This window comes from Paenibacillus bovis, from assembly GCF_001421015.2.
Taxonomy (GTDB): domain Bacteria; phylum Bacillota; class Bacilli; order Paenibacillales; family Paenibacillaceae; genus Saccharibacillus; species Saccharibacillus bovis.
Genome location: NZ_CP013023.1, coordinates 2,939,006 through 2,965,200 on the forward strand (window position 1 = coordinate 2,939,006; position 26,195 = coordinate 2,965,200).

The window sequence follows — 26,195 nt, forward strand, 5'->3', positions numbered from 1 at the left end:
AATAAAGCTGGAGGAGTAAAAAGCATGCTGGATACAGAGCAGGCATAACCGGCGGTAAAAGAAGTGTGTATGTCATCCAGATCCGGTATAAACTCCATACCAATCTGTATCGATTTCCTAGAGACGGATGATAGAGTTCGTATAAATAAGGATCAGCCGAGACTGGTTTAGACCCGGCCTTCCAGATAGACGCTGTACTCGTATTTGTCGGCGACCAGCTTGATTATACTGTATTCAAATGGCCCCTGCTCTACATGGCTGATCCGTTTGCTGCATAGCAGAGGAGATCCCAGCGGAACCTGAAGAATCTGGGATTCGGTAAAATCAGCTGCTACAGCTGATAAGCGCTCCCATGCATGCAGCAGAATAATATGATACGTCTGTTCGAGGAATGTATAGAGACTGTTAAACCGGTTTACATGCTGTTCCAGACCAGGCACATAATTGGCGCGCAGGTAATTGTTCATGAGTGCAATCGGCCGATCATCAGCATATTGAACCCGCTGAACCAGATAGACCTTGCTGCCGGGTGACAGCTTAAGCGCATCGGCGACATGCTCTGGTGGCGTGATCAATTCGATCGACATTCCGCGTGTTGTTACAGTGTAGCCTTTGGAAGTTAATGTCTCGGTAATAGAGGTCAGATGATTCAGCCGCTGGGTCGTAGAGGTATCGAGAATCTCGGTACCTTTTCCCTGTGTCTTTTTCAGGAACCCTTCACTGCCGAGCAGTTCAATAGCTTTGCGGATCGTTGTTCGGCTGACCGAGAAGCGCTGCTCCAATTCCGATTCGGTAGGCAAAAGCGTGCCGGGTGCATAACGTCCTTCTTTGATATCTTGTTTGAGTTGAGTATATACTGTGCGATAAGCCGGAATATCATTCATAAGTAAACTCCTCTGATTGTGCTGGCATGGTGATAAGACGGCAGCCAGGAGTACAAGGCAGCAACCATCTTTGTCTATAAGTGATCATGCCATAAAAAAGATAAGGCTTCAACCAAAGATCATTATGTTTGCTGAAAAATAGTCAGAAAATAAAAGCGATAAAAAGAGATATATAGATTATAAAACAAATGATGTATTTATTTTAACAATATACTGTCTTGACGAGTATATTGTTACCATAATATTCCTTGTATATTTCAATAATAAAAATATATAATTTCCCTTATTTAGATGTGATATTAATTAGGGGGAGAATATGAAAAAGAAATGGATTTGCATAATTATTGTTCTGCTATTTATTGGTCTGTCGGCTGATCTTCAAAAAGTAGAGGCTGCATCTTCAGTTACTACAAAGATTCTTACTTATAAAGGACAAGAATATGTTCAATTAAGTGGAGCAGATCAGACTGTCACTAATAAGCTCAACAAGTCACTTAAAAGAAGAGCAGTTAATGCAGCTATTTCTAATAGCGAGTTAAAAAGAGAAAATAAAAGTTACTATTACAGATTAAAAGCAAATACCAAATATAATGACAATAAGAAAATTTCTGTAATGTATACTGAAACTATGTATTCAGGAGGAGCCCATGAATTATATGGCGCTACTGTTTATAATTATGATCTGCAAACTGGAAAGCCCTTTGTATTAATGGATTATATTCGAACGCAGGCACAACGTATAAATCTTAAAAATGCGATTTCTAACCAGTTGCAAGCGAGATACGATGCAGGAGCAGGCATATTCGAAGATAATATTTATAATTTTTCATTAAATTCTAGTACTCCATTTTATTTTTATCAAAATGGTATAGCCATATTATTTAATCCGTACGAAGTAGCTGCTTTTTCTGAAGGAGTAGTTATTGTTAAAGTTCCCTTCGATGAAATAAATAAAGGAATAGATTCATAATAAAAACCAAACTAAATTTTTTTGTGAAAATGGCTCTATTTCCAGCATGACCGTTTGAATTAAGCGGTTGAGCTTGGAAATAGAGCCAATTTATATTTTACAATGAGTTTGAGACTATATGGGTACTGCACACTAGATGTTTCTTACAAATAGACGTTGTGTACTCTTAATTGTTACCATTTAAGGCTGACTACCGATTTGCCGGGAACTGTGTAATTCAATGCTTGTCCATTCCACTGGATTTTGGCTGTTTTCGCAGTATTTTGGGAGTTATACAGTACGATAACTTTGGAACCGTCCGGATTTTTGAAAGCGACGCTTTGCATATCGGCGAATGTGTTGGAGTCGATTCGGTAAGCACCGGAGCTTACAAATTTACTGAAATGTCCGAGCAGATAGTATTGCTTGGTGTAAGTTACTTTGTCTTCCGGATTGCTGGAGCTATTATCGGAATTCTGCACCGTCACCATACCTTTGTTGGTATTATTGTCTCCGATCACGCTCGGTCCATCTTTTTGATCCAGAGCTGCATTCCAGAGAATGATAGATTTGGACCAGTTGCGGGTCATCCCGATAAACTCATTGATCATATTATCGAATCCCTGAGTCGTTCCGTTGACCGGATCATTCCAAGTACCAAATCCGCCTTCGGTAAACCAGATATCTTTGTCCGGATGGGCATTATGCATATTAGTCATAGCTGTAAAGTCACCACCATAATGGTGGAAAGCACTACCGGCGACATATTGGGACTTGCCGTTATTTTTGAGTGCCTGGATCACGGTATTCGGGAAATTCCAATTATCATAGTTGTGATCGTAGGCAATGATTTTGGTGTTCAGGCCCGCATTTTTCAGAGCAGGTCCCAGATAGTCGCCGATCATACCGATCTGATCCTGTTCGTTCATGAGCATACCCGGATAGCGGCCTGGCTCGAACAGTGGTTCATTTTGCGGAGTTACCGCATAGATCGGAATACCCTGAGCCTGATAAGCCTGTATAAATTTGATGAAATAATTGGCATATACCGGGTAATTTTCTGCTTTCAATTTGCCGGTACCGTTTTTGTCATTGGTGGTGTACTTCATCCAGGCTGGAGCACTCCAGGGGGAAGCGATAAATTTGATATTCGGATTTTTGGACAGCGCCGACTTGATCATGGGGATGATATAAGGTTGGTCTCTGGAAATACTGAACTGGTTCAATGCCATATCGCCAGCAGTATCGTCATACGTATACGTACTCCAGGCAAAATCGCTCGCACCCATCGGTTGGCGCAGCATGCTCATATGAATACCGGATGTGCCAAACAGATGATCCATCACTTCATTGCGCTTGCTACTGCTTAATTTGTAATTGAGCAGCCAGGCGGCAGAATCGGTCATCGATACGCCAAATCCATCCATCTGCTGATAGGTTTTGCCTTCGTTGACAGTAAAGGTATAATCGGCATTATCACCAGTGGCACCGAAGGCACGGTCATTTTGCCGGGTTAGCCTGGTATCCGTACGCAGACCTACAGCGGGTTCGCTACTGGGATCGGCTGTGGTAAGCCATACTTGGGTTTTTTCGTTGGCAGCATAAGCGGAAGGGGCAAGGGAGACGAGCGGAGTCATTACAAGAGAGCTTAGCAGGGCAAACTGGATGCCTTTTTTGAACATGGACATAATACAACACCTCTCCTTCATTTCTGTAAGCGTTATCAATAACAGGGAATAAAGTATCAATACGAGAGGTGTTTTACAATGCCTTATAACAGAGCAGATAGAAACACACCGAGGATACGTAGAAATGCCTACATACTGCAGTTCGAAATTCGTATACAAAAAAACAGGCAGAGCTTAGTACTCTGCCTGTTCCGGTTTATTTTGTGGTTAGTGTGTAGGCAGCCCGCTCGGTGTTCAGTTGGACACGCGAGTCGCTGATTTCATCAATACGCAGATCATGAGTGATAATCTCGTAGGTGTCACGAGGTACCTGTACTTCTTCACCATCGGCGTTCTGCGTTACTCCTTCGCCGCGCAGCAGCAGGGCGCTTTCCAGATAATCATCGATTTCATTGTCTTCATTTCTTTCGTCAATATCCGACAGCGTAAAGTGTACAATATCGGTATCATCCAGCTCTTTTTTCTCGATAATAATCGTATTGTCCTTGTGCTTGTTCAGCCAATCTTTGAGGGTTTGAATATCGTTGGTTTCTGTCATGGGTATCATTCCTTTACTGGTTTGTAGGTAAGTGTGATGAACAGCAAGTTCTATTCGCTGCATCTATCAACGTATTGGAGCATGTATAAATAATAATGTATCCATAAACCATGATTTTCCGGCGCAAAGATGTCTAGAATATATGCAGGCAGCTGTGCTGGAATATCTCTATAAATAGTCAATTACCCTGCCTGACGAGTTCATAATCGCTGCAGCATATGAAAATGCGTGAACAGGCAAAATTGTGGGTCTTTTACCGCATTTACAGTGGGCAGAGGATCATCCATACTTTAGTTAGCTGTGCCGGGCCAGACTCTCAAAAGTCTTCTGCGCAGGGTTGTTATCATCCAATAACTTCATTTTCAAATACAAAAGCTCATACACATAAATAAGAGCGGGTCCGGAAGCCCCGGACGGATAAGGAGGAGAATGAATGAATGATGGACACAACAAGCAAACACGTGAACTAAATTACCAGATTGTAGCCTTGCATATGATGCAGTGGAATCCGATGAATCTGCGGGAATGGTGTCTTCCTGACGAGTACAGCATCGAAATCGAGCATATTATCAAAGTGCTGCCGCATGTTGAGTCATCCGATGAACTGGGAGAGCAGTTATACTGGATTATGCAGAAATACTTTGGTGTCTATGCCGGCTGCACCGTACAGGAATGTGTAAAAGTGGCGGTTGGAATCTATACGGACATTCAGAAGCAGCAGAAATCTCCACAGCCTATTGCAGCATTCCAATTTTATGACAATCAATTCATCTTTGGTACATACACCAATCGATTATATAAAAAGTAAAAGGGTGATCTCTGCACTCCCGATAACGGCATATCCAAAATTATGGATAAAGTAAGCCTCTCGGATCATGGGTAATATACATCCTTTTTAGGCGTCAGCTAGCGGTATGCTTCTACTTGTAAAAGAGGAGTATTCGGTTAGTGGACGTCTTTTTGGTTTATACATATTTTGGAATTGATTATCTCCTGAAATGAGGTGCGTATAATGAGAATCTCGTATAATACAGAGACGCTTTTTGAAGGCAGAGATATTCTGGATGTGATGCAGGTACTGCATGCCCATGATCTGAATATCATTGAGTTCTGGTCCTGGGAAGACAAGGATCTGCAGGCGATTAACCGTCTTCGACAGGAGCTGGGTATGGAAGTGGCTTCGATCGTTGTGAAGCTGGCTACCATGCTGGAGCCGGATCAACGTGACGAAGCGGTAGAGGGTATTCGCCGTTCGGCAGAAGCGGCACGTTCGCTGGATTGTTCACGGATGGTGCATACGGTTGGATTTGTCAAAGAAGGGATGAGCCGGGAAGAGATGCGGCAGAGTCTGATTGATGGACTGCGGGCGGCTATTCCGGCACTGGAGGAATTTGGCGTTACTACATGTATTGAACCGCTCAACACCATAACCGACAAAGAGCTGAGCGGCTATTATCTTAATACCTCACAGGAAGCATTTGATATTGTAACCGAAGTGAATCATCCACTGGTCAAAGTCTGCTACGATATGTACCATGTACAGGTGATGGAAGGTAATGTACTGCCACGCCTGCAAAATAATATTCGTCATGTCGGCCATATTCAGGGCGCAGGCGCACCGAGACGTCATGAGCTATTTATCAGCGAACTCAATTATGACTATGTATTCGATGCAATCAAGCAGATGGATTATGACGGGTATGTGGGCATTGAGTATTTTCCGATTCATGATCCGATTGATGACCTGGTGCGCATCAAGGAAAAGTTTCATACCGGCTGAGAATAAATTACGTATGTGTTGATGCTGTAGTATTTCAAGAGTAAAAGTATAACTTGATCAGGAACAAAACAAACAAGATATTATTCGCTTTATTATATTATATAATAAAAATAACTATTTGAGAGTTAAGTTGAAACAATGTTCGTATAAATAGCTTCTGCAAGAATTATTTTGCTTATACCTTATATTTAAATGCGAAAAATACGAACAATAAACAAAATAAAAACTTGACCATACGGATATTTTTCGGTAATATACCACTGTACCCCGGCAAAACAGCCTGGGAATACAGTGGTTTTTGCTTTATAAGCGTACATTAAAGATAAAATCATAATTTATTATTCGTATATCCCCGAAAATAGGGTTTGGGGGTCTCTACAAGGAACCGCAAATTCCTGGCTACGAATAGGATGCTTTGGCATACCTGTTCGCAAGCCAGGATTTTTTGTGCGCTCAAGTAATTAAGCTCATCAATAAACATACTTCATATGTAATAAAAAGGAATATTTTACTTAATAATCTATCTGCTGGGATCACGCAGTATAATACAAGTATAAGACTTGGCATACATGATCCTATAGCGGTTTATCAGGAGGATATTATGACGACAAAATATGATTGTATCGTAGTAGGCGCAGGACCAGCAGGAATCTTTGCATGTTATGAATTGACGCGGATTGCTCCGGACTGGAAAGTTCTTTTGATTGATAAAGGACATGACATTTATCGCCGTAACTGCCCGATCATGCAGGAGAAAATCCAGTTTTGTCCGCCGCCAGCAGGTAAAAAAGATTTCGCGGGATGTCTGCCTGCCTGTTCGGTAACAGCCGGGTTCGGTGGAGCCGGCGCCTACAGCGATGGCAAATTTAATATCACGACAGAGTTTGGCGGCTGGCTGACCGATTATCTGTCTCCATCCAAAGTGGAAGATCTGATCCGTTATGTAGACTCTATCAATCTGGAGCACGGAGCTACCGAATCGATTACCGACCCGACAACAGACGTTATTCGCGATATCGAACAGCGCGGCTATGCTTCGGGATTAAAGCTGCTGCGTGCACAGGTACGCCACCTCGGTACCGAGCAGAATCTGGAGATTCTGAAGTCTATTTATGAATATTTGAATACACGGATTGATATGGTGTATAAAGCGGAAGTGGAAGATATTCTGACGATCAAGGAAGAAGGTAAGCACCGGATCACCGGTATCGTTACCAAAAAAGGCGAGACTTATGAATCGGCAAATGTAATGATCGCCCCGGGGCGTGACGGTTCTGCCTGGCTCACTGAGATTCTCAAAAAGCGCCGCCTGAAAATGTACAATAACCAGGTAGACGTAGGGGTACGGGTAGAGACCTCGGATGTGGTTATGCAGGAGATCAACAAGCATTTGTACGAAGGCAAATTTATCTATAACACCTCTGTCGGTACACGGGTTCGCACATTCTGCAGCAATCCGTCCGGTCATGTGGTTGTTGAGAATCATAGTGGTGTGATGGCAGCCAATGGTCATTCGTTCAAAGATCCTGCGCTGGGTTCCCGTAATACCAACTTTGCTCTGCTCGTATCGCATAAATTCACCGAGCCATTCGACAAGCCCAATGAATATGCCCGTGAGATCTGCCGTCGTGCCAATGATCTGTCCAGTGGAGGCGTGATTGTGCAAAAGTTCGGCGATATTCTGCGCGGCCGCCGCTCTACAACCGACCGGATCAAAGAAGGTTTCCTCGAACCCACGCTCAAAGAAGCAGTACCGGGTGATCTGGGGCTGGTTCTTCCCTATAATACAATGAAGAGTCTGATTGAAATGGTACAGGCACTAGAAGGAGTAACACCGGGTATTGCTTCGGAACACACCCTGTTCTATGGTGTGGAAGCCAAATTCTATTCTGCTCGTCCCAAGCTGGGTGAGAACCTGGAGACCGAGATCGATGGATTGTACTGCGGTGGAGATGGTGCAGGAGTAACTCGCGGATTGGCCCAGGCCGGAGCAGCCGGCGTCTGGATCGCCCGCAGCATGTTCACCAAGACAGGGAATAGCAGCCGGGTGCCTGCGACAGTAGTTTGAGTGTAGCAATGAATATTGTAAACGCAGTACGCTAGGTTGCTATGATAGGGGCTGAAACGTAAACTTTACTTGTTTGAATTGCATATTAGTAAGCTGCATCATTGTAAATGAACTGGAAATCATAATAACGAAAGTAGATATGAAAAAAGCTGTCGTAGGCGTTCCGGCAGCTTTTTTGTATATCCCAATCATCCGGTTACGGCTACGTCTATCTATTCTCAATTCGCTCGTATCCAGTCAAACATCGCTGCTATCGCCTGTTTATGCACATCTTCCGGCATGTGATGACCATACTCTTCGTAAATTTGTACATCGTACTCTTTATCCAGTTCCTGTAGCCGCTGGATCATATTCTCGGCATGGCTGTAGTCTACCTGCATATCCTGCCGCCCATGAATAATGAGTACCGGACAATGAATTTGCTCTGCCAGAGCAACAGGCGAGCGTGCTTCATATCGCTCGGGATATTTGCCGGTCGATCCGCCGATTACCCGCTTGAGCATTCTGCGCAGATCGATCCGCTCCTCATAAGTACGAGCAAGATCAGATACACCACCCCACAGAATCAGCTGGCTCAAAGGCGGTTCAGTGGATCGTACTGCTGCCTGAGCTGCATTGACCGATCCGCGAGAGAAGCCCATGATTGCTATCCGCTGTTCATCCACAAAGGAAAGCTGACTCAGCCAGCGAATACCCGAGAGCACATCTTCTACATCTGCACCACCGAACTCATCCCGCCCTTCGCCGCCCTCGGCTCCGCGGTAACAGGGAGCAAAAACAATATGACCGTGCTGGGCAAACCGCTCCAGCCAATCCATACGAACACTGCCAACCCGTCCAATCCCTCCACGGCAGTAGACAAATACCGGATATTGTCCATCTACGACAGGTATGGTGGGAGGAAGCAGAGGACAGGCGATTGGCAGAACCTCTAGAGTAGACGTCTGGTAAAAAGAGTTCAACCAACCTTTCAGTTGTTCAGTAGAGACTGTTACGCCATAAGGCAGCGCCAGATAGCCTTTTACCTGATAATCATTAGAGAGATAACTGATTTGGTAGATCATGAAATTGCACCGCCTTAAATAATGATTGAATTAGTATTAAAGAAATTGATTATTTTATTATTTGGAATTGAAGATATTTATAATATTCCTAAATTCGGATGTACAGAAGTAATATGACCGCATAATCAGGCTGTATAATGAACTGAAATAGGAAGCGGATACTTAATGTACACGGAACTCTTCATAACGTGATCTGCTCGACAGGCTGAACATGAATCGATAAAATGTCTTATAAAGTGTACCATATTCAGCTTCGGACGGAAGGAATGAGTGCGATGGAATGGACGATACACCCGCTTGGTGATTCAGCTTTGCTTATCGAATTTGGACAGGAGATTCACAGCGATACACTTGGCCGAATTCAGACAGCGGCACAGCAGATCGAACAGAACCCTTTTCCCGGCTGGATCGAATGTGTTCCTTCGTATACAACGCTGGCAGTGTATTATGATCTGGCAGTGCTATCGTTAATGAATCATCCAGGCAGTCCCGGTATATATGAACAAGTCTGCCAGCTGGTAGAACAGCGGCTCCTGACAGCCTTGGTACAGGAGAAAAAGCAGGCAAGCAGAATAGTGGAGATTCCGGTCTGCTATGGTGGTGAATATGGGCCGGATTTGCAGGTGGTGGCCGATCATAATAGACTAACCACCGATCAGGTGGTGCAGATTCATACAAGCGGCGATTATACAGTGTATGCGATCGGATTTGCTCCCGGATTCCCGTATATGGGCGGCATGTCTCCGCAGATTGCTGCACTGCGCAAGCAGACCCCGCGGCTAACGATTCCAGCAGGATCGGTAGGCATCGCTGGTGGACAGACCGGTATCTATCCGCTGGAGACACCGGGTGGTTGGCAACTGATTGGACGGACGCCTGTACGTATATTTGATCCTGCACAATCGCCGCCTGCGCTCCTGCAGAGTGGAGATCGGGTACGATTCCTGTCCATTACAGCGGAGGAATACGTTCGCTGGGAACAGCAAGCATCTGCTGCAATACCAAGAGCAGGCGAGGAGGGAGACTGCCGATGAGTATAATCGTGGAGAAACTCGGATTACTAACGACGATACAGGATATCGGACGAACCGGCTATGGCAGGGATGGAGTCAGTATAACAGGTGCGATGGATCGTCCGGCACATGTCATTGCGAACTGGCTGGTCGGTAATACCGGACATGAGCCTGCTCTGGAAATAACCCTGGCCGGCTTTGTCGCTGAATTTACAGCGGACTGCTGGATTGCGGTGACAGGAGGTCAGCTGACTCCCATGATCGACGGACAACTACTGCCTATGTGGCGACCTGTATATGTACGCCAGGGAAGCCGTTTATCTTTTAAAAAAGTAGAATCCGGCTGTCGCGCCTATCTGGCGGTTGCTGGTGGATGGGATGTTCCATCTGTAATGGGCAGTGCCAGTACGTATCTACGCGCAGGTATCGGCGGCTACAGGGGAAGAGCACTGCGTGAGGGAGACCTACTCGGTACGTCTACAGAACATTGTATGCTGCCAGAATTATCCGATGAATTGGACAGGGACTCTTCTCTATATGCCGTGCCCTGGCAGGTAAGTCCGCTGTTATTGCCTTCACAGACGGGCAAGCCGGTTATTCGAATTCTTCCGGGACGTCAATGGGAAGATTTTACGGCGGCGAGTCGGCATTCGCTGCTGGAAGAAAGCTACAGGGTTACCCCGCAATCCGACCGGATGGGCTACCGATTATCGGGCAGCGCCCTGGAGCTGGAGTCTTCACAGGAGTATCTCTCGGAAGCAGTCACTCATGGAACTATTCAGGTTCCGGCAGATGGGCAGCCTATTGTGCTGATGTCTGATCGGCAGACACTAGGCGGTTATGCCAAAATAGCGCAGGTGATCTCGTTGGATCTTCCGGTCATGGCGCAGCTGGCTCCAGGTGACTATATTCGTTTTGAAAAGGTATCGATTGCAGAAGCCCAGCAGTGGTATGGAACCTGGGTAAGAGAGCTGCGCGTTCTGCGGAAAATGATTGAACAAAAATTAAAAGAATTGCATTGATCATATAAACAGGAGGATAGAACATGCGCCAGGTAGATCTGAACTGTGATATGGGCGAGAGTTATGGCGTGTATACCCTGGGAGCAGATGAGCTTATGTACGGCAGTATTACATCTGCCAATATTGCCTGCGGTTTCCATGCAGGCGACCCTTCGGTAATGCGTTCAGCGGTACGTCAGGCGATAGCCCATAGAGTGAAAATTGGTGCTCATCCCGGATTGCCTGATCTGATTGGCTTTGGCCGCCGCAAAATGGAGGTTATTCCGGATGAAGTCTATGATATGATCACCTATCAGGTAGGTGCGCTGCAGGCTTTTGCCATGCAGGAGGGCAGTCAGCTGCATCACGTCAAGCCGCACGGAGCGCTGTACAATATGGCAGCGGTCTCTCCGGCACTGGCCGATGCGATTGCACAGGCGGTACATACTATCGATTCCCGGCTGATTCTGTACGGGCTGGCGGGAAGCGAATTGATTGCTGCCGGTCAGCGGGCAGGTCTATCGGTGGCGAATGAAGTATTTGCGGACCGGACATATACGCCGGATGGCACACTTACACCGCGCTCTGCTGCCGGAGCACTTATTACTGATTCCGCGCTGGCTGTAAAGCAGGTGCTGCAGATGGTGATGGAGCAGCAGGTAATATCGGTGGCGGGAACTGTTGTCCCGATTCAGGCAGACACCATTTGCCTTCATGGGGATAATGCCCATGCTGTAACATTTGCCCGCGAACTGCGTGAGCAGCTGGAGCAGCAGCACATTGTCATACAGGCGGTATCCGCCAATTCATAAATCGGAGAATACATCATGACGACATTACATAAAAGCGCTTTGATCCAGCTGATTCTGTCGATGGCCATTTTTGGCTCGGTCGGCTTTTTCTCGGGATTATCAGGACTGTCAGCAGTAGAGCTTGTGTTTATCCGATGCGTCTGCGCTATGATTCTGATCGGCTGTGTATGGTGGTTTGGCGGCATGTATCGCACGGAAATATGGAAGCGCCGGGAAATCGTAATAGTGCTGCTCTGCGGGACGACACTGCTGCTCAACTGGGTATTTTTGTTCAAATCTTTTGAGCTGACTTCGGTAACCGTAGCAATCTCGCTGTATCATCTGGCTCCGGTTATTGCGATGATTCTGGGCAGCGTTATTTTTCGGGAAAAGCTGACCTGGCTGGGTCTGGGCGCGATCCTGTTGTGTTTTGCCGGGACGCTGTTGATCGTAGGAGTAGGTCAGAGCGGTGGAGGTTTTCAGCTGACCGGTGCGATTTATGCGATTATTGCTGCCTTTTTCTATGCAGCTACCATGCTGCTTGGCAAAAGTATTCATACGCTGAGCGTCTATGCGACTACTTTTATCCAGATGCTGCTCAGTATGATTCTGCTGCTACCGTTCGTATCCTGGACTGCTTATACAGGATTGGATGAAATGAACTGGACCTATTCCATCATTACCGGTGTTGTCCATACCGGAATCGTATATTTGCTGTTTTATAACAGTGTGCGCTATTTGCCGACCCGGATGATCTCGGCACTCGTTTTTGTCGATCCGGCGGTAGCTATTTTGCTCGATGTACTGCTGACCGGGTTTCGACCCAATGTCTGGCAGTGGGGCGGGATTCTGCTAATATTTGCCGGAATGTACTATATTGTACGACCGCAAACGCAAAAGTGACGTTGAGATCATTTACCGGTTCCGCTTTATGTATTTCGTATAATTCTGGCAATCGACTAGCAGAACAGATGACTGAATGTACAGAACATAGCTGCCGGTTTGGGCCTGTTACTCGTATAGACCCAATATCACCATAGATCAGTTAACAATATAGACCAGAAGGTCGGGAAAAGAGGAACATCGTTGTCACAACTGCAATCCAATACAGATTCTATTATCCTATCCAATCCACATTTTACTGACGATTCTTCTTTTGGCAAGGAGCCGTCAGGTTATATATACATCTATGCCTGTCATGAAGATGAACAGGAGCTATGTAGTCTGGAACTTCGCTGTCTGCTGAACCAGGAACCCGAATCCCTGTATTTAGAAAGTAGAATAGCTATCCCTCCGGAGCGCAGTCCGTTTATTCATTACCGTCTAGATATCCAGTGCGAGGCAGCCAGTCTGGAACAGCTGGAGCAGATGGTGGTGCAGCTGGATACGAACGCTCAGACATTCAAGCTGATCTGTCTGGACGCGGCACAGACATTTACTTATGAAGAGAAAAGGCAGCTGGAACGAAGAATCGGTATGCATATTGTGGGCAAAGCGCAGATGAAGCAGCCGCAGCAGGTATTTGGTATGGCCTATGCAGGTGGTCGTTGGGTAGCGGGGCGCTGCTATTCTTCAGAGCCTGTCTGGCTGCATCACAATAACAAGCCGCGTCATTATTCTACTGCTCTCAGTACTCGTGTCGCCCGGGCAGCAGTGAATATTGCGGTACCTGATCCGTCTGCTTCACTTATCGATCCCTGCTGCGGTATCGGCACTGTGGTAATCGAGGCACTGTCCATGGGCATTACGGTGACTGGATATGATCTTAATCCACTGGCTGTACAGGGAGCGAGAGAGAATCTGACTTTTTATGAGATGCCTGACAGGGTGAAGCTGGCAGATATGCGAGAGCTGGAAGGTCATTATGATGCGCTCATACTCGATCTGCCGTATAATCTGTGTTCGGTGCTGAATGAACAGGAGCGCCTGGATATGCTGTTATCTGCTGCTAGACTGGCTGGACGAGTACTGATTATTTCTACCGAAGCGATCGATGCATCGATCCGGTCGGCAGGTATGCAGATTCATGAAGTTTGTCATATTCGCAAAAGCCATTTTACACGCTATCTCTGGCTGTGCGAATCTGTTGGATAATGATTGACTTGACCAACCATGATCTATAATTGGGTTGCAAATGTCAGGATAAAATAGTGCAAGGCAGTCTGTCCTCTCTATAGAGGCCTATATATCCAGGCATCGGACGACGGATTGCGTAATTTATTCAACCATTGGATAAAAAATCTATTCATCTGTTGTGAAATTTAGTAACATAGATGTAGCCGGGGATTCCGAGACTATCGATAGAGAGGTGCACTATATGAAATTTAGCGAATTTAAGTACGAACGTCCCAATCTGGATGTTTTGAAAAAAGATTTTGACCAGCTTCTGGAGCAATTCAACCAGGCTTCCAGCTTTGAAGAGCAGGATCAGGCGATGGCACAGATCAACAAAATGTTCAACAGCTTTTCCACACAGGCACAGCTCGTCTCGGTACGTCATTCCATTAATACCAATGATGAGTTCTACAAAGCCGAACAGGAGTATATGGATGAGATTGGACCGGTATTCCAGGAATACATAGACAGCTATTACAAGGCTCTGGTGAATTCCAGCTTCCGCAGCGAACTGGAGACCAAATGGGGACATCAGCTGTTCGCTTCTGCCGAACTGACACTGAAAACATTCCATCCCGACATCATTGCTGATCTGCAGCAGGAAAATAAACTGACTACAGCATACAGTCAACTGATTGCTTCTGCCAAAATCATGTTCGAGGGCGAAGAGCGTACGCTGACCCAGCTGACTCCTTTCGAGCAATCCAAAGACCGCGATATGCGTCAGCGTGCAGGAGAAGCGCGTTATGGGTTTATGGCCGAGAACAGTGAAGAGCTGGACCGCATCTATGATGAACTGGTCAAAGTTCGTACGACAATTGCCCGCAAACTGGGTTATAGCAACTTTACCGAGCTGGCGTATGCACGCATGGGGCGTACCGATTATGGTCCCGAACAGGTCGAAGCGTTCCGTAAGCAGGTACAGGAGTATATCGTACCGGCAGCATCCCGTCTCAAAGATCGTCAGCGTGCCCGTCTCGGTGTAGATCGGCTGTCCTATTTTGACCAGAGCTACAGCTTCCCGACCGGTAACCCGACACCCAAAGGCGATGCCGACTTTATTATCAATAACGGTGCCAAAATGTACTCCGAGCTGTCTCCGGAGATCGATCAATTCTATAAATTCCTGCAGGATAATGAATTGATGGATCTGCTTAGCAAAAAAGGTAAAATGGGCGGAGGGTACTGTACTTTCCTCAATGATTACCAGAGCCCGTTTATTTTTGCGAACTTCAACGGAACTTCCGGCGATATTGATGTGCTGACCCATGAAATGGGACACGCGTTCCAGGTGTATCAGAGCCGTCACTTTGAAGTGCCGGAATATATCTGGCCAACGTATGAAGCGGCAGAGATTCATTCCATGAGCATGGAGTTCTTTACCTGGCCGTGGATGGAGCTGTTCTTCCAGGAAGACACCGACAAATACAAATTCGATCATCTGTCCGGCGGACTGCTGTTTATTCCTTATGGCGTAGCGGTGGATGAGTTCCAGCATGTGATTTACAATAATCCGGAATTGACTCCAGCCGAGCGCAAAGCTGCCTGGAAAGCAGTCGAAGAGAAATACCTGCCATTCTGGGATCAGAGCGATAATCTTTATCTGCAAAGCGGTGGTTACTGGCAAAAGCAGGGCCATATCTATGAAGCGCCGTTCTACTATATCGATTACACGCTGGCGCAAATCTGTGCGTTCCAGTTCTGGAAACGAATGAACGAAGACCAGCCGGCTGCATGGGCAGACTATGTGAACCTGTGCCGTCAGGGCGGAAGCAAGTCCTTTACCGGACTGGTAGAAGTGGCCGGTCTGATTTCTCCTTTCCAGGAAGGCTGTGTAGCCTCCGTAATCGGGGATATCGAGAACTGGCTCAACAGCATCGACGATAGCAAACTGTAATTCATTTCTCCCAGCTATACGCAATCCATAACAGCCTGTCACCCGAACCCCGAATTCTGATATAATTCGGATACATCCGGCGGCAGGCTGTTTGCTGTGTATTTTAATAATCCAGTACACATGCCAATCGAGCCGCGTATTTTATAAGTCTGATGCTGGATCTGATGGTATCGAATATTTTGCAACGGATACTTCATTTTTGAAGGAGGAACTGCATATTATGGAACGATTATTTCAGACGCACCAGATCAGAAAGACGATAAACCTGGAAGGTATTTGGGAATTTACCAAATTGGAAGCGCAATCAGAGCTGGATATATCCACGATACAATATAATTATTTGCTGCCTGTACCGGGCTGCTGGGAGAATCATCCGGAGCTGCTCACCTACCGAGGACGTGGATTATATCGTCGCAGGGTGAATCTGCCACAATCCCAACCAGCAAGGCTGGTATGTAAAGGAGTTAGTCATACAGCGCGTATCTACTGGGATGGTACGCTGATTGCAGAGCATTATAACGCCTATACGGCATTCTCGGTTATTATTCCGGATGCACAGGCGGGAGAGCATGAACTGGCTGTCGAGGTGGACAATTCATTTGGCAATCACTCGGCACTGCATTTGCCGAATGATTATTATACATATGGCGGTCTGATTCGTCCGGTGATACTGGAGCTGCTGCCTGCCGACAGCTGCTGGATCGAGCAGGTACATATTACCCCTTACAAATCCTCATGGGAACCCGAATATGACGGACAATGGGAAGCACGCATTCAGGTGCGTCTGCATTCGCTGTCGGACAATCCTGTCAGTGGCCGATTACAGCTGAAATGGAGCAGTTTACAGGACCCGGATCTCTCCGCTTCTTCGGTATGGATAGATACCCATTCGACAGCGTTCGGGCAACACACTGATACCGATGCCGTCAATAACACAAGTAATAGTTGTCTATCGGATATATTGACGCTGCTACCGGGTGAAGTATTGGAGTGGGAAACGATCTGTCGATGGAGTGGAATCCGTGCCTGGAATCCTCATAATCCGGATCTGTATGAGCTGCATACAGAGTGGCACGAATCCCGATGGGATGATGCTGAATCAACTGCGTATACGACTGCATCTGTCGGTCATTCAGAGAACACTGTACTTTCTATTACCGGACAAACTATCGAACCTGTCGATGATTTGATTGAACGTTTTGGTTTCCGTACGATTCTTGCAGAAGCCGGGGATCTTTTACTGAATAATGAGCGCATTGTGTTGCGAGGATTTAATCGTCATGAAGATCATCCGCTGGCAGGGTCTGCTTTGCCTTTATCCCTGATGGTTCAGGATATGGAATTAATGGTTCAGACCGGAGCCAATGCAGTCCGCACCAGTCATTATCCAAATGATGAGCGTTTCCTGGATCTGTGCGATCAATACGGGATGCTGGTCTGGGAGGAGAATCATGCGCGCGGACTGTCTATCGAGGATATGAGGCATCCGCTGTTCGTGAGTCAGTGTGAACAGGTGAACCGGGAAATGGTAGAGCAGCATTATAATCATCCATCGATTATTATCTGGGCCATTCTGAACGAATGCGCCAGCAATCTGCCAGAAGGACGCGTTCATTATGAACGCCAGCTGAATCAGATTCGGGCACTGGATCAGAGCCGGCTGCTGAGCTTTGCTTCACATCATCGCGAGCAGGAGCTTTGTTTTGATTTGGCTGATATTGTATCCTTTAATCTGTATCCGGGTTGGTATGGAGAGGAAGATCCGGGAGAACTTTGTGACCAAGCAAGAGGCTGGGCAGATGCGACTGGAGGTGCGGGCAAGCCGATGATGATGAGCGAATTCGGTGCAGACGGATTTTATGGCTATCGTTCGCCCTCCCGGGTCAAAGGAACCGAAGAACGCCAGCTTGATATTATCGAAGATAATCTGCGCGCTTACACAAGCAGGGATTATCTATCCGGGATGTTTATCTGGCAGTTCTGTGATTGCCGGGTGACTGAGGAAGGTATCTGGCCCATGCTGCGAGCCCGAACCCAGAATAATAAAGGCGTTGTCGATGGCTATCGTCGTCCCAAACTTGCATATGACATGGTCAAAAGTTATTTTAAACATAAGGTGTAGACCTATTTGGTAGATAAAACCTTGCTATAATACCTGTTAAATGATCGTTATTTGAAAATACAGAGAGAAGGTCGATTGTGGACTACGAGATGGAAGCATATACACTTCACAAGATTCATATTCCTGCCGAACTGGACATTTATTTTCCGCTTCCACAAGAAGGTGAAGGTCTGCCAGGGTATCTGGAGCGATTTTTTTTGCATAATCAAGAGCCGAATACCTGGATACACTGTCGTAAAGTAGCTGAGCAGGCTGTACAGCTGGCTGAGCGCTATCAGCTGGATTCCCGGATTGCTTGTCTGGGCGGCTGGCTGCATGATATATCAACAGTAATTCCAGATCAGCATAAATTGGTACTGGCTGCTCATTATGGTATTCCTATTTTACCGGAAGAAAAACAGATTCCCTTTTTGCTGCATCAGCAGCTGTCCAGCCGGATCGCCGAAATGGTATTTGGACTGCATGAACCGCAGCTGCACAGTGCGATTAGCTGTCATACCACACTAAAAGAAGATATGGAGCCTATGGATCAGCTATTATTCGTAGCAGACAAGCTATCCTGGCAAGCGAGCGATGCCGCGCTCTATATTGATCATATGAGAGAGGCTGCACGATATTCACTGGAAGAAGCGGTGCAGGTGTATGTGGATTATGTGTGGGCAGAGAAGAATCGTGTCCCTGTCCTTCATCCATGGCTGATCGCAGCCCGGGCAACGGTACAGAACCGGCAGTATCTGCGCACACTTGCTGCATTGTCGGCGGATATTCATTGGGGGCCGGTCACAGCACGCTTTCAGGTGTGGAGTGATGTGGTATGGCTGAACCCTGAGCTGATCAGTAATGTGTCTATTGTACCTATGGTCGGCGATCAGTTGGTCATGATTCAGCTGACGGATGGCCGCTGGGAACTGCCTGGAGGAACACTGGAAAAGGATGAGCCTTATCTGGATGCATTACAGCGCGAAGTGGAAGAAGAAATGGGTGGTACTCTGCTGGATTATCGTGTGTTCGGATATTTTGACTGCGAATCTGCTGCGGAAAAGCCGTATCGTCCCTATATTTCGCATCCGCGGTTTATTCGTCTTGCCGGATATGGACAGGTGCAGCTGGGAGGCGCACCGCTTAATCCACCGGATGGAGAACAGATAGCCAGGGTCGATGTGGTCGGGATCGAAGAAGCGGTAGATCGTTTCGAGCGCACCGGGCGCAGTGATCTGGCTGACTTTTACCGGATGGGATATTATTGCTGGCAGCAAAGCGGGGGTATGGATGAGCGATGATAAAGAGGATAATAGAATCACAATTCGGCAGGCACGTCTGGGCGACGAAGCCGGCATAGCCAGTGTACATGTACGCAGCTGGCAGACTACGTACGCTGGTATGATGGCAACGGAATTTTTGCAAAATCTGTCTGTGACACAGCGGCAAGAAGCCTGGGCAGCTAACCTCAATGCGGCTGAAGATGGTCGTTATGTGCTGGTGCTGGAGCAGGCAGAGACGATTATCGGCTTTGTAAGCGGAGGGGCGAACCGGCAGCCTTCGATGTATTCGCGATATGATGCGGAAATTTATGCTTTGTATTTACTGCAATTAGCGCAAGGAAGAGGATACGGCCGTGAGCTAATTCGGCAGATGGCAGCATGCTTGCATGAGGACGGATATCGTTCGGCTATTGTCGAAGCATTAAAAGAAAATCCGGCTATTCAATTTTATTACCATCTCGGAGCAGAGCGCCTCGGAGAACGAACGATCAAGGTCGGCGGCACATTGCATAAGGAAGTGACGCTGGGCTGGCAGGATCTACGCATGTTATTGGAGTAAGTGTCCATAGTGTAATAAGCAATTTTATTCAAGAAGAGCAATCAAACGCGAAAGGATATTATTTTGAACATAGAACGAGATCATATTACAGAGAAAAGAAAATCGCCTACCAGCAGCACACCTGTTTTTTGGAAAATGGTGCTGCTGGTAGGGTATACCCTGCTGCTGCTCTATTGGATGTTTTTTGCATTTGGACGCAGCTATCATCCGGAAGCCCCTTATCGCTATAACTGGATTCCTTTTCAAACCATTATGGACTTTGCCTTATTAAAAGTAGGGAGCCCGCTGGATATGCTGATTAATCTGCTTGGCAATATAGGTGTATTCGTGCCTTTTGGTTTGTTGATTCCGTGGATTTGGTCTGTGAAAATGCGGCATTTTCTGGTGGGATTTATAGGCTGCATTTTTGTGGTAGAAGTAATTCAGATGCTGTCCCATCGAGGTACGTTTGATGTCGACGATATTTGGCTGAATACGCTGGGTGCCTGGATCGGCTATATGCTATGGAGCGGGATAAAACGGATTCGTTATCGCCGATAGTCGGCACAATAGTATATACAATAAAACCCCTGTTTTTCTCGTATCCATCTTGGCGGAGAAAAAGCAGGGGTTTGCTACTTTTATAGTTATGGATAGGCTGAAATACAAAGCAAGATACAAAAAAACGTACAGAAACAATTAGAGATACGATGAGCAACTCTATTCCATACAACTGGAAAGAGTTTTTATGGTGTTATACCGATGTATTCACAATTGGATGCTACACGGTCGCTTCTGCCATTTTTGGAGCAGGTGGTTTCCGGAACATAAAGTAATACAGCATCGAAGAAGCTATATACAACACACCCGTAATACTAAATGTAATCGCATATCCCCAATACGTTCCATAGCTGGTGACCAGGTACGATTGCACCGGTCCCATCGTTGCCCAGCCTAGCATAAATACAGTCTGCATCAGCGAGTTGGCGATACTGCGGCGTTTATCAGAGACACGGTCTACCATAATCGATGATTGCAGTGGATTGGCCGCATTCATCAAAGCCTGTCGGAACAGGAAGCTGATCGAAGCTACAAGCAGTACATTAGTAAATCCGGTCAGCAGCAGAAACGGAAGCGACAGCATCTGAAAAGCAACCACAGCGCGTACGGTGCCGATGCGAGCCGCCAGTGCCGGACCGAGCAGCATAGAGACAATCGTCATCAACTGACCAAGTGAGATTAGGATGCTCATGGATGTGAGTGATACATCAAACCGGTTGGTAAAATACAGATTCAGATAAGGGACGACCAATCCCGATCCCAAGCCGGTCAGCAGCTGTGCGAGCATGAAGCGGCTGATAAACTTCATATCGGAAGAGCGTTCCTGCTTTGCAGTATGGGGTACACTTTGGGCAGGAGATTGCTGAAAAGTAGCTGCTGAATCCGAAGTGGCTGGAGCCGTTATAGCTGTTGGTGCGGTAGGGATTGCAGCAGTTGGCGTTGTGGAAGCCGGTACATCAGCAGCCACAGAAACGAGCGGTGCCGGAGAAGAAGCGTCAGCAGCTCCAGCGTTATTATCTTTATTGCTAGGAGACGCATGATCTGCTGCCGGCTGTCTGTCTGTGAATACTGCTGGATGAACAGGCTGTACTTCCTGCGATATTTTCGACTTTTCCATAACAAAGATCATTGGTATAAAAGCCAGCAATGTCGCTGCGCTGCCTGTCACAAGCACCAGCTGCAGACTGGATACATAGCTCATACCTGCAGCATGAAGCGTATCTGCCAGTATCCCGCCGCCAGTGTTACCGATTACCTGCGCAGCCAGCACGAGTGAAGAATAGAAGCTGAACATGCGCAGTCTCTGGGAACGGGATACATTTTCGGCGAGAAAAGGAATCGCCATTACCTGAAAAATGGCAGCAAAAATCCCCGAACAGACAGCAAGGATCAGCAGCGCATCCGTCTGCATAGCAAACGAACGTCCGATAAAAAAGATCCCGCTGAGCAAAGCGCCCAGTGTCAGCAGCTTTTTGCGGCTAAACCGATCTCCTAGCAGACCGACGGGAATAAACAAGATAGCGGTTGCAAGCGACTGGATACTAATAATGCGTCCATTCATTGCATCGGGATAACCTAATCCCTGTATGTATAGATTATAGAGAACACTGAACATGCCATTACCAATCTGGTAAAGCAGATTCGCCCAGAAAAAAAGCCGCACATTCCGCGGCCAGTCCCGTACTTCTGTCAGAAATGATAAGATCGCGCGCAAACGGAACTCCTCCTGTCCTGTAAGAAACCAACCAGCTTATTGTATCATCAATATCCGGCATTATGAAATGAAATGCACCTTTTGTTTTTTTTAGCTGTTCCGAATAAACATTTATCATAAAACAACAGCCAGCATGTATTAGTGCTGACTGTTGCTGCATGGATTGAAGCTGGTTATATCCAGCGCCAAACAAGCTGTTCTCGTAATTCTAGTCCAGGGTCTGCACGATGCTACCCTGCCCGGACTTCACGCTCACAATGGCTGAAGCACCATTAATCAGCGTCAGTTGAGGAGGAATATGTCCAATATCTACGCCATACACGACTGGAATATTCCGATCCCCGAATACCTGCTGCAATGCATCGGTCAGTTCGAAATTGCCCAGCGCGGAATAACCAGCAGGTCTGCCGATCAGTATACCTTTGGCGTGACGGAACCACCCTGCCTGATCCATCTGCCAGAGATGGCGATAAATGTCCCCGGCATTCATTTCGCAGCTCTCCAGATACCAGATTACACTATCCGATGCTGCATAATGTTCGATAAATTCATTTACCGGAGCCCACTTCGTACCGATCAGCACCGTAATAACATCCATACAACCGCCAATCAGGCGACCGGAGAACTGGAGCGAGGCCTCTGGCTGATCTTCTTGGCCCAGAATGCGCCATTCGGTGGATGTATCGAGATTATAACCGGGCTGGCTATGGTCACTGACCGTCTGATAGTGGGTAGAAGAATATTGCTCCACACTCTGGCCGTCCGCTGCAGTCAGCATTTGCAGCCAGATGGATGTTGTCGGATCATCAGAGCCGGAAATATCGATAGCTCCTGGGCCATGAGCCGAAGCGTACCCGGTCTGCAGGGTATAGGCAAATGTGAGCGTACTGATATCGGAGAAGCCAAGTATCCATTTGGGTGGCTGCTCACGAATCCGATCCCAGTCCAGCAGCGGCAGCAGCTCCATCAGAAATTCTCCGCCCCACGGCGGAATAATCGCCTGCACCTGCTCATCCAGCAGAAATTGCTGCAGTTCGGCAGCACGTTCGGCTTTGGGCAGACTGACGCATTTATCATTGGTCCATACGCTGTCACCGAGTGTAACCATATAACCCAATTGTTCCAGGTACTCGCGTGTCCGGTGCAACAGATGATGAGCTTCGGGATTAACGCCGCTGGACGGAGCGATAATCGCAATCCGGTCTCCTTTGCGTAATGGAGCAGGATAGATAATCTGGGATGATGGGTAGCTGAAGCCGTTATCGGCAGATGAATAACGATCCGGGATATATTCCATATGATGTGGAGCCTCCTCAAGGGCAATATATTTTATAACAGACGATAGGTTGCAAAAGGCTCACTGTAGCGGAAAGGCTTGCTTAAACGCTCCAGCTCTGCCATGACATCATCGCTCAGTACCAGTTCAATGCTGTTCAGATTATTATTCAGCTGTTCTACCGATGTGGCTCCGGCAATAATACTGGAGACGGCAGGCTGTCTCATCAGCCAGGCCAGGGATAGTACAGCCGGATCGATGGACAGCGAACGGGCACACCAGCTGATCCCGTCAGCAAGTCCGATTCGTTCTCCGGTCAACAGTCGATTAAAGGAAGGGTCTTTGTCCGCGCGCGAACCTGCGGGCGCTTCGTCTTCCTGCGAATATTTGCCGGTCAGTATTCCTCCAGCCAGTGGGAAGTAAGGGATAATCCCGACGCCCTGATCCTGACAGAGAGGCATTAATTCCTGTTCCGGTGTACGATCAGCCAGCGAGTAGGACGTCTGGATCGATACAAATCGCTCCAGCTTGAGCTGATCACTGATTCCGAGCGCTTTCATAAGTTCCCAGGCTGCATAATTGGAAGCGCCGATATAGCGCACTTTACCGGACTGCACCATATGTTCGAGTGTACGAAGTGTCTCGTCGAGCGGTGTATAGGGATCAAATGTATGAATCTGATACAGATCCACGTAGTCGGTCTGCAGACGTTTGAGACTGTCTTCCAGTTCGCGCTGCAGATGGTAGCGTGAAGAGCCGCGTTGATTCGGTTCATCTCCGCGTGGCAAGCCGGCTTTGGTCGCAAGAATCACCTCATGCCGTTTACCGTTTTTGAGTCCTTCGCCGATAATCCGCTCGGAAGCGGTACCTGCATAGATATTTGCAGTATCGATAAAATTAATACCGCTGTCCATCGCTGCATGCAGAATTTGAATCGATGTTTTTTTGTCGGCGCGCTTACCAAACGAGTTGGTGCCCAATCCGAGCAGGGACACCTGCAATCCGCTTCGTCCCAGATATTGATATTTCATCATATTTATTAAGTGCTCCCTTCACATTGAAGTCGATAGATGTTATTCTGCTGCCTCTGCAGGCATGGTGGTGAAAGGACCGGTGAGACGGATCGAGTACCGATCGCCCGGTTCGGGACGTACTTCGACACTGGTATTGAAAAAATCACTGAGTCGCTGCGAATCCAGCATATCGGCAGTAGAACCGGCAGCGAATATCTGACCGTCACGCAGCAGCATCGTTTTGTTAAAGCAGGGCATAATCTCTTCAATATGATGTGTCACATACAGCAGTGTAGGAGCATTTTGTCCGTTTGCGATAGTTTGTACCCGCTGAAGCAGCTGATCTCTCGCAAAAATATCCAGACCCGTGCACGGCTCATCCAGAATCAATAGATCAGGTGAAGCCATTAGTGCACGGGCAATCAGTATGCGCTGACGTTCTCCCTGCGATAGCGTATCGTAAGTGCGGCCTACCAGCCGCTCGGCATCCAACTGCTGCATCAGCTGCAAAGCCTGTTCGCGATCATGATCCTCAATCTGGGTATAAATGCCGATCGAGGCAAATTTGCCACTCAGCACAATATTCTCTGCCGTATCGCGTCCGTGCAGCCGCTGCTGCAGCGAAGTACTCACCCAGCCGATCCGCTTGCGATGTTCACGCAGATCCACTTCACCGAATTTCTCGCCGAGTACACTGATAGAGCCGGTAGTGGGCCATATGTAGCCGTTGATCATATTGAGCAGGGTAGTCTTACCGGAGCCGTTGAGTCCAAGCAGACACCAGTGTTCACCCGGCTGCACCTGCCAGGAAATATTGTTAATAATCGTACTCTGTTCGCGCCGCCAGCTGGCATGATGGATATCAATAATCAAGATGTTCACTCCTTTGAATCAATAAAAGGTTAAGCGGCTTATTGAAAGCGCTGCTGTGGATATTATGGAAATTATAGCATTATTATAGGCTTCTCTAGTAGGAGGAAGACTGTTTTTGGTAGCACAATCTCTGCAAATCCTTTCTGGACATTCTTCATTACCACAAGGAAATGCTGAAAATGGGAGATATAGCAAAATAATTTCCTGTTTCGTGAAATGCAGACTGTCAGATACAGTCCGTTTGACATCAAGTGGTCATAAAATGTAAATTATACATAAGTATCTAATATTTAGTCGAACATAATGAAAGGAGAAGCATACCACTACATAGATTCAAGAAACCAAGCAAAGCTATTGTTTATTGATAAGCAGAAAGTAGGAGTATTAATCATGGAAAAAACCAGACCTCATCATCAAAGTCCTAAAAAGAACAAAAAAGCAGTTATTTATACCGGTGTGACGCTGGCAGTGGTCATGGTACTGCTTCTGAGTCTCGCTGTGTATTTTAAAGTGGAGAGTCATTCTGTACCTCCAGCGCCGTCAGTAGCTGCGATGGTGCCGGAGCAGCAGGTCCAGGAAAAGCCAAGGATTTTGGCTTCTTCTGTTGGACGATCAGAAGGAGTCAACGATATGACTTTTCGACATGAAATGTCTGTGCCTCTGTTGAAAAAGGATAAACCAAATGCCCCACCTCAATCTACCAAAACGATATTTGCAGAGTCGTTGTCCGGCACTCAGATGTCACAGCCTTTTCATATGCCAGAAGGCTATGGATTTGTGAAAATATGGGTGAAAAATGCAGGGAAGCAGCGTATGACTATATCCCTCTCCAAAGATTCACCGACGGGTGAGCTGATTCCCGACAGTATTGTCAGTATCGGCGGTGGCAGTAGCTGGTCTATTTATAAAACCACGCCGTGGGCTTCCGGCAATTATTATGTGAATTTCACCTCAGGAGGATCACCACTCCGAGGAATCACTGTGGCACGCGTAGGTGCAAGACTGGCTGAGTTGAACTCCTGATTATTGACCGGCCGGCAGAGGAGTG

The 26,195-nt window shown here is 47.0% G+C and carries 23 protein-coding genes and 1 riboswitch; of the genes, 15 read left to right on the forward strand and 8 right to left on the reverse strand.

Annotation, left to right across the window (positions count from 1 at the left end; genetic code table 11):
• Positions 1-167 precede the first annotated feature (167 nt).
• Positions 168-884 (reverse strand): GntR family transcriptional regulator, encoded by a 717-nt coding sequence (locus AR543_RS12645; RefSeq protein ID WP_060534864.1) that lies wholly within the window; start codon positions 882-884, stop codon positions 168-170.
• A gap of 316 nt (positions 885-1,200) precedes the next feature.
• Here AR543_RS12645 and AR543_RS12650 point away from each other — a divergent pair, with 316 nt between their 5' ends.
• On the forward strand, positions 1,201-1,854 hold the full coding sequence (locus AR543_RS12650; protein WP_060534865.1) for a DUF3298 and DUF4163 domain-containing protein: 654 nt from the start codon (positions 1,201-1,203) through the stop codon (positions 1,852-1,854).
• Between the two features lie 173 nt (positions 1,855-2,027).
• On the opposite strand, the gene AR543_RS12655 is transcribed toward AR543_RS12650, so the two are convergent.
• The gene (locus AR543_RS12655; RefSeq protein ID WP_060534866.1) at positions 2,028-3,521 is read right to left on the reverse strand and encodes a glycoside hydrolase family 30 protein; all 1,494 of its coding nucleotides are present in this window, start codon (positions 3,519-3,521) and stop codon (positions 2,028-2,030) included.
• Between the two features lie 196 nt (positions 3,522-3,717).
• Positions 3,718-4,059: a protein YmzB gene (locus AR543_RS12660; protein WP_060534867.1), complete on the reverse strand. Its 342-nt coding sequence runs from the start codon at positions 4,057-4,059 to the stop codon at positions 3,718-3,720.
• A 433-nt stretch (positions 4,060-4,492) separates the two neighbouring features.
• On the opposite strand from AR543_RS12660, the gene AR543_RS12665 reads away from it, so the two are divergent.
• The 3 genes from AR543_RS12665 to AR543_RS12675 all read left to right on the forward strand — a co-directional run bounded on the left by AR543_RS12665 (position 4,493) and on the right by AR543_RS12675 (position 7,907).
• Positions 4,493-4,867: a hypothetical protein gene (locus tag AR543_RS12665; RefSeq protein ID WP_060534868.1), complete on the forward strand. Its 375-nt coding sequence runs from the start codon at positions 4,493-4,495 to the stop codon at positions 4,865-4,867.
• 204 nt (positions 4,868-5,071) lie between these two features.
• Entirely contained in the window at positions 5,072-5,839 is a 768-nt protein-coding gene (locus tag AR543_RS12670) for a TIM barrel protein (RefSeq protein WP_060534869.1), read from the forward strand.
• A gap of 322 nt (positions 5,840-6,161) precedes the next feature.
• Positions 6,162-6,261: riboswitch (purine riboswitch) on the forward strand.
• Between the two features lie 179 nt (positions 6,262-6,440).
• Positions 6,441-7,907, forward strand: coding sequence for an NAD(P)/FAD-dependent oxidoreductase (locus tag AR543_RS12675; protein WP_060534870.1), 1,467 nt, complete (start codon positions 6,441-6,443; stop codon positions 7,905-7,907).
• Between the two features lie 218 nt (positions 7,908-8,125).
• On the opposite strand, the gene AR543_RS12680 is transcribed toward AR543_RS12675, so the two are convergent.
• Positions 8,126-8,971, reverse strand: coding sequence for an alpha/beta hydrolase family protein (locus tag AR543_RS12680; protein ID WP_060534871.1), 846 nt, complete (start codon positions 8,969-8,971; stop codon positions 8,126-8,128).
• A gap of 275 nt (positions 8,972-9,246) precedes the next feature.
• On the opposite strand from AR543_RS12680, the gene pxpB reads away from it, so the two are divergent.
• The 10 genes from pxpB (at position 9,247) to AR543_RS12730 (ending at position 20,271) form a co-directional block, all read left to right on the forward strand.
• The gene (gene pxpB / locus AR543_RS12685; RefSeq protein WP_060534872.1) at positions 9,247-10,005 is read left to right on the forward strand and encodes a 5-oxoprolinase subunit PxpB; all 759 of its coding nucleotides are present in this window, start codon (positions 9,247-9,249) and stop codon (positions 10,003-10,005) included.
• Positions 10,002-11,006, forward strand: coding sequence for a 5-oxoprolinase subunit C family protein (locus tag AR543_RS12690; protein WP_060534873.1), 1,005 nt, complete (start codon positions 10,002-10,004; stop codon positions 11,004-11,006). The genes pxpB and AR543_RS12690 overlap by 4 nt, the downstream gene beginning before the upstream one ends.
• 23 nt (positions 11,007-11,029) lie before the next feature.
• Positions 11,030-11,797 carry a LamB/YcsF family protein gene (locus tag AR543_RS12695; RefSeq protein ID WP_060534874.1) on the forward strand — a complete coding sequence of 256 codons (768 nt, stop codon included), beginning with the start codon at positions 11,030-11,032 and terminating at the stop codon, positions 11,795-11,797.
• A 15-nt stretch (positions 11,798-11,812) separates the two neighbouring features.
• The gene (locus tag AR543_RS12700; protein WP_060534875.1) at positions 11,813-12,679 is read left to right on the forward strand and encodes a DMT family transporter; all 867 of its coding nucleotides are present in this window, start codon (positions 11,813-11,815) and stop codon (positions 12,677-12,679) included.
• Positions 12,680-12,862: 183 nt separating this feature from the next.
• Positions 12,863-13,870, forward strand: coding sequence for a TRM11 family SAM-dependent methyltransferase (locus tag AR543_RS12705; protein WP_082472218.1), 1,008 nt, complete (start codon positions 12,863-12,865; stop codon positions 13,868-13,870).
• Positions 13,871-14,093: 223 nt separating this feature from the next.
• Complete coding sequence (locus tag AR543_RS12710) at positions 14,094-15,788, forward strand: M3 family oligoendopeptidase (RefSeq protein WP_060534876.1); 1,695 nt, start codon at positions 14,094-14,096, stop codon at positions 15,786-15,788.
• Positions 15,789-16,008: 220 nt separating this feature from the next.
• On the forward strand, positions 16,009-17,910 hold the full coding sequence (locus tag AR543_RS24620) for a glycoside hydrolase family 2 protein (protein ID WP_060534877.1): 1,902 nt from the start codon (positions 16,009-16,011) through the stop codon (positions 17,908-17,910).
• A gap of 77 nt (positions 17,911-17,987) precedes the next feature.
• Entirely contained in the window at positions 17,988-19,190 is a 1,203-nt protein-coding gene (yqeK, locus tag AR543_RS24710) for a bis(5'-nucleosyl)-tetraphosphatase (symmetrical) YqeK (RefSeq protein ID WP_082472219.1), read from the forward strand.
• Positions 19,180-19,731 carry a GNAT family N-acetyltransferase gene (locus tag AR543_RS12725; protein ID WP_060534878.1) on the forward strand — a complete coding sequence of 184 codons (552 nt, stop codon included), beginning with the start codon at positions 19,180-19,182 and terminating at the stop codon, positions 19,729-19,731. The genes yqeK and AR543_RS12725 overlap by 11 nt, the downstream gene beginning before the upstream one ends.
• A gap of 63 nt (positions 19,732-19,794) precedes the next feature.
• The gene (locus AR543_RS12730; RefSeq protein WP_227871745.1) at positions 19,795-20,271 is read left to right on the forward strand and encodes a VanZ family protein; all 477 of its coding nucleotides are present in this window, start codon (positions 19,795-19,797) and stop codon (positions 20,269-20,271) included.
• Between the two features lie 220 nt (positions 20,272-20,491).
• Here AR543_RS12730 and AR543_RS12735 read toward each other — a convergent pair whose 3' ends face one another.
• The 4 genes from AR543_RS12735 to AR543_RS12750 all read right to left on the reverse strand — a co-directional run bounded on the left by AR543_RS12735 (position 20,492) and on the right by AR543_RS12750 (position 25,147).
• Positions 20,492-21,985, reverse strand: coding sequence for an MFS transporter (locus tag AR543_RS12735; RefSeq protein ID WP_060534879.1), 1,494 nt, complete (start codon positions 21,983-21,985; stop codon positions 20,492-20,494).
• Between the two features lie 208 nt (positions 21,986-22,193).
• Positions 22,194-23,282, reverse strand: coding sequence for a S66 family peptidase (locus AR543_RS12740; protein ID WP_060534880.1), 1,089 nt, complete (start codon positions 23,280-23,282; stop codon positions 22,194-22,196).
• Between the two features lie 32 nt (positions 23,283-23,314).
• Complete coding sequence (locus tag AR543_RS12745; RefSeq protein WP_060536767.1) at positions 23,315-24,292, reverse strand: aldo/keto reductase; 978 nt, start codon at positions 24,290-24,292, stop codon at positions 23,315-23,317.
• A gap of 42 nt (positions 24,293-24,334) precedes the next feature.
• Positions 24,335-25,147, reverse strand: a complete 813-nt coding sequence (locus AR543_RS12750) for an ABC transporter ATP-binding protein (protein ID WP_087071269.1) — start codon at positions 25,145-25,147, stop codon at positions 24,335-24,337.
• 390 nt (positions 25,148-25,537) lie between these two features.
• Between AR543_RS12750 and AR543_RS12755 the strand changes: the two genes are divergently transcribed.
• A complete protein-coding gene (locus tag AR543_RS12755) occupies positions 25,538-26,170 on the forward strand; it encodes a hypothetical protein (RefSeq protein ID WP_060534881.1) in 633 nt (210 codons plus the stop codon).
• The last annotated feature ends 25 nt before the right edge of the window (positions 26,171-26,195 follow it).

What these genes read in the sequence shown, in the direction of transcription:
- AR543_RS12745 (WP_060536767.1), bottom strand. Translation starts at nt 24,292, where the DNA reads ATGAAATATCAATATCTGGGACGAAGCGGATTGCAGGTGTCCCTGCTC.
- AR543_RS12710 (WP_060534876.1), top strand. Translation starts at nt 14,094, where the DNA reads ATGAAATTTAGCGAATTTAAGTACGAACGTCCCAATCTGGATGTTTTG.
- AR543_RS12740 (WP_060534880.1), bottom strand. Translation starts at nt 23,282, where the DNA reads ATGGAATATATCCCGGATCGTTATTCATCTGCCGATAACGGCTTCAGC.
- AR543_RS12675 (WP_060534870.1), top strand. Translation starts at nt 6,441, where the DNA reads ATGACGACAAAATATGATTGTATCGTAGTAGGCGCAGGACCAGCAGGA.
- AR543_RS12680 (WP_060534871.1), bottom strand. Translation starts at nt 8,971, where the DNA reads ATGATCTACCAAATCAGTTATCTCTCTAATGATTATCAGGTAAAAGGC.
- AR543_RS12650 (WP_060534865.1), top strand. Translation starts at nt 1,201, where the DNA reads ATGAAAAAGAAATGGATTTGCATAATTATTGTTCTGCTATTTATTGGT.
- AR543_RS12665 (WP_060534868.1), top strand. Translation starts at nt 4,493, where the DNA reads ATGAATGATGGACACAACAAGCAAACACGTGAACTAAATTACCAGATT.
- AR543_RS12645 (WP_060534864.1), bottom strand. Translation starts at nt 884, where the DNA reads ATGAATGATATTCCGGCTTATCGCACAGTATATACTCAACTCAAACAA.
- pxpB (WP_060534872.1), top strand. Translation starts at nt 9,247, where the DNA reads ATGGAATGGACGATACACCCGCTTGGTGATTCAGCTTTGCTTATCGAA.
- AR543_RS12660 (WP_060534867.1), bottom strand. Translation starts at nt 4,059, where the DNA reads ATGACAGAAACCAACGATATTCAAACCCTCAAAGATTGGCTGAACAAG.
- AR543_RS12690 (WP_060534873.1), top strand. Translation starts at nt 10,002, where the DNA reads ATGAGTATAATCGTGGAGAAACTCGGATTACTAACGACGATACAGGAT.
- AR543_RS12655 (WP_060534866.1), bottom strand. Translation starts at nt 3,521, where the DNA reads ATGTCCATGTTCAAAAAAGGCATCCAGTTTGCCCTGCTAAGCTCTCTT.
- AR543_RS12755 (WP_060534881.1), top strand. Translation starts at nt 25,538, where the DNA reads ATGGAAAAAACCAGACCTCATCATCAAAGTCCTAAAAAGAACAAAAAA.
- AR543_RS24620 (WP_060534877.1), top strand. Translation starts at nt 16,009, where the DNA reads ATGGAACGATTATTTCAGACGCACCAGATCAGAAAGACGATAAACCTG.
- AR543_RS12670 (WP_060534869.1), top strand. Translation starts at nt 5,072, where the DNA reads ATGAGAATCTCGTATAATACAGAGACGCTTTTTGAAGGCAGAGATATT.
- AR543_RS12725 (WP_060534878.1), top strand. Translation starts at nt 19,180, where the DNA reads ATGAGCGATGATAAAGAGGATAATAGAATCACAATTCGGCAGGCACGT.
- AR543_RS12700 (WP_060534875.1), top strand. Translation starts at nt 11,813, where the DNA reads ATGACGACATTACATAAAAGCGCTTTGATCCAGCTGATTCTGTCGATG.
- AR543_RS12695 (WP_060534874.1), top strand. Translation starts at nt 11,030, where the DNA reads ATGCGCCAGGTAGATCTGAACTGTGATATGGGCGAGAGTTATGGCGTG.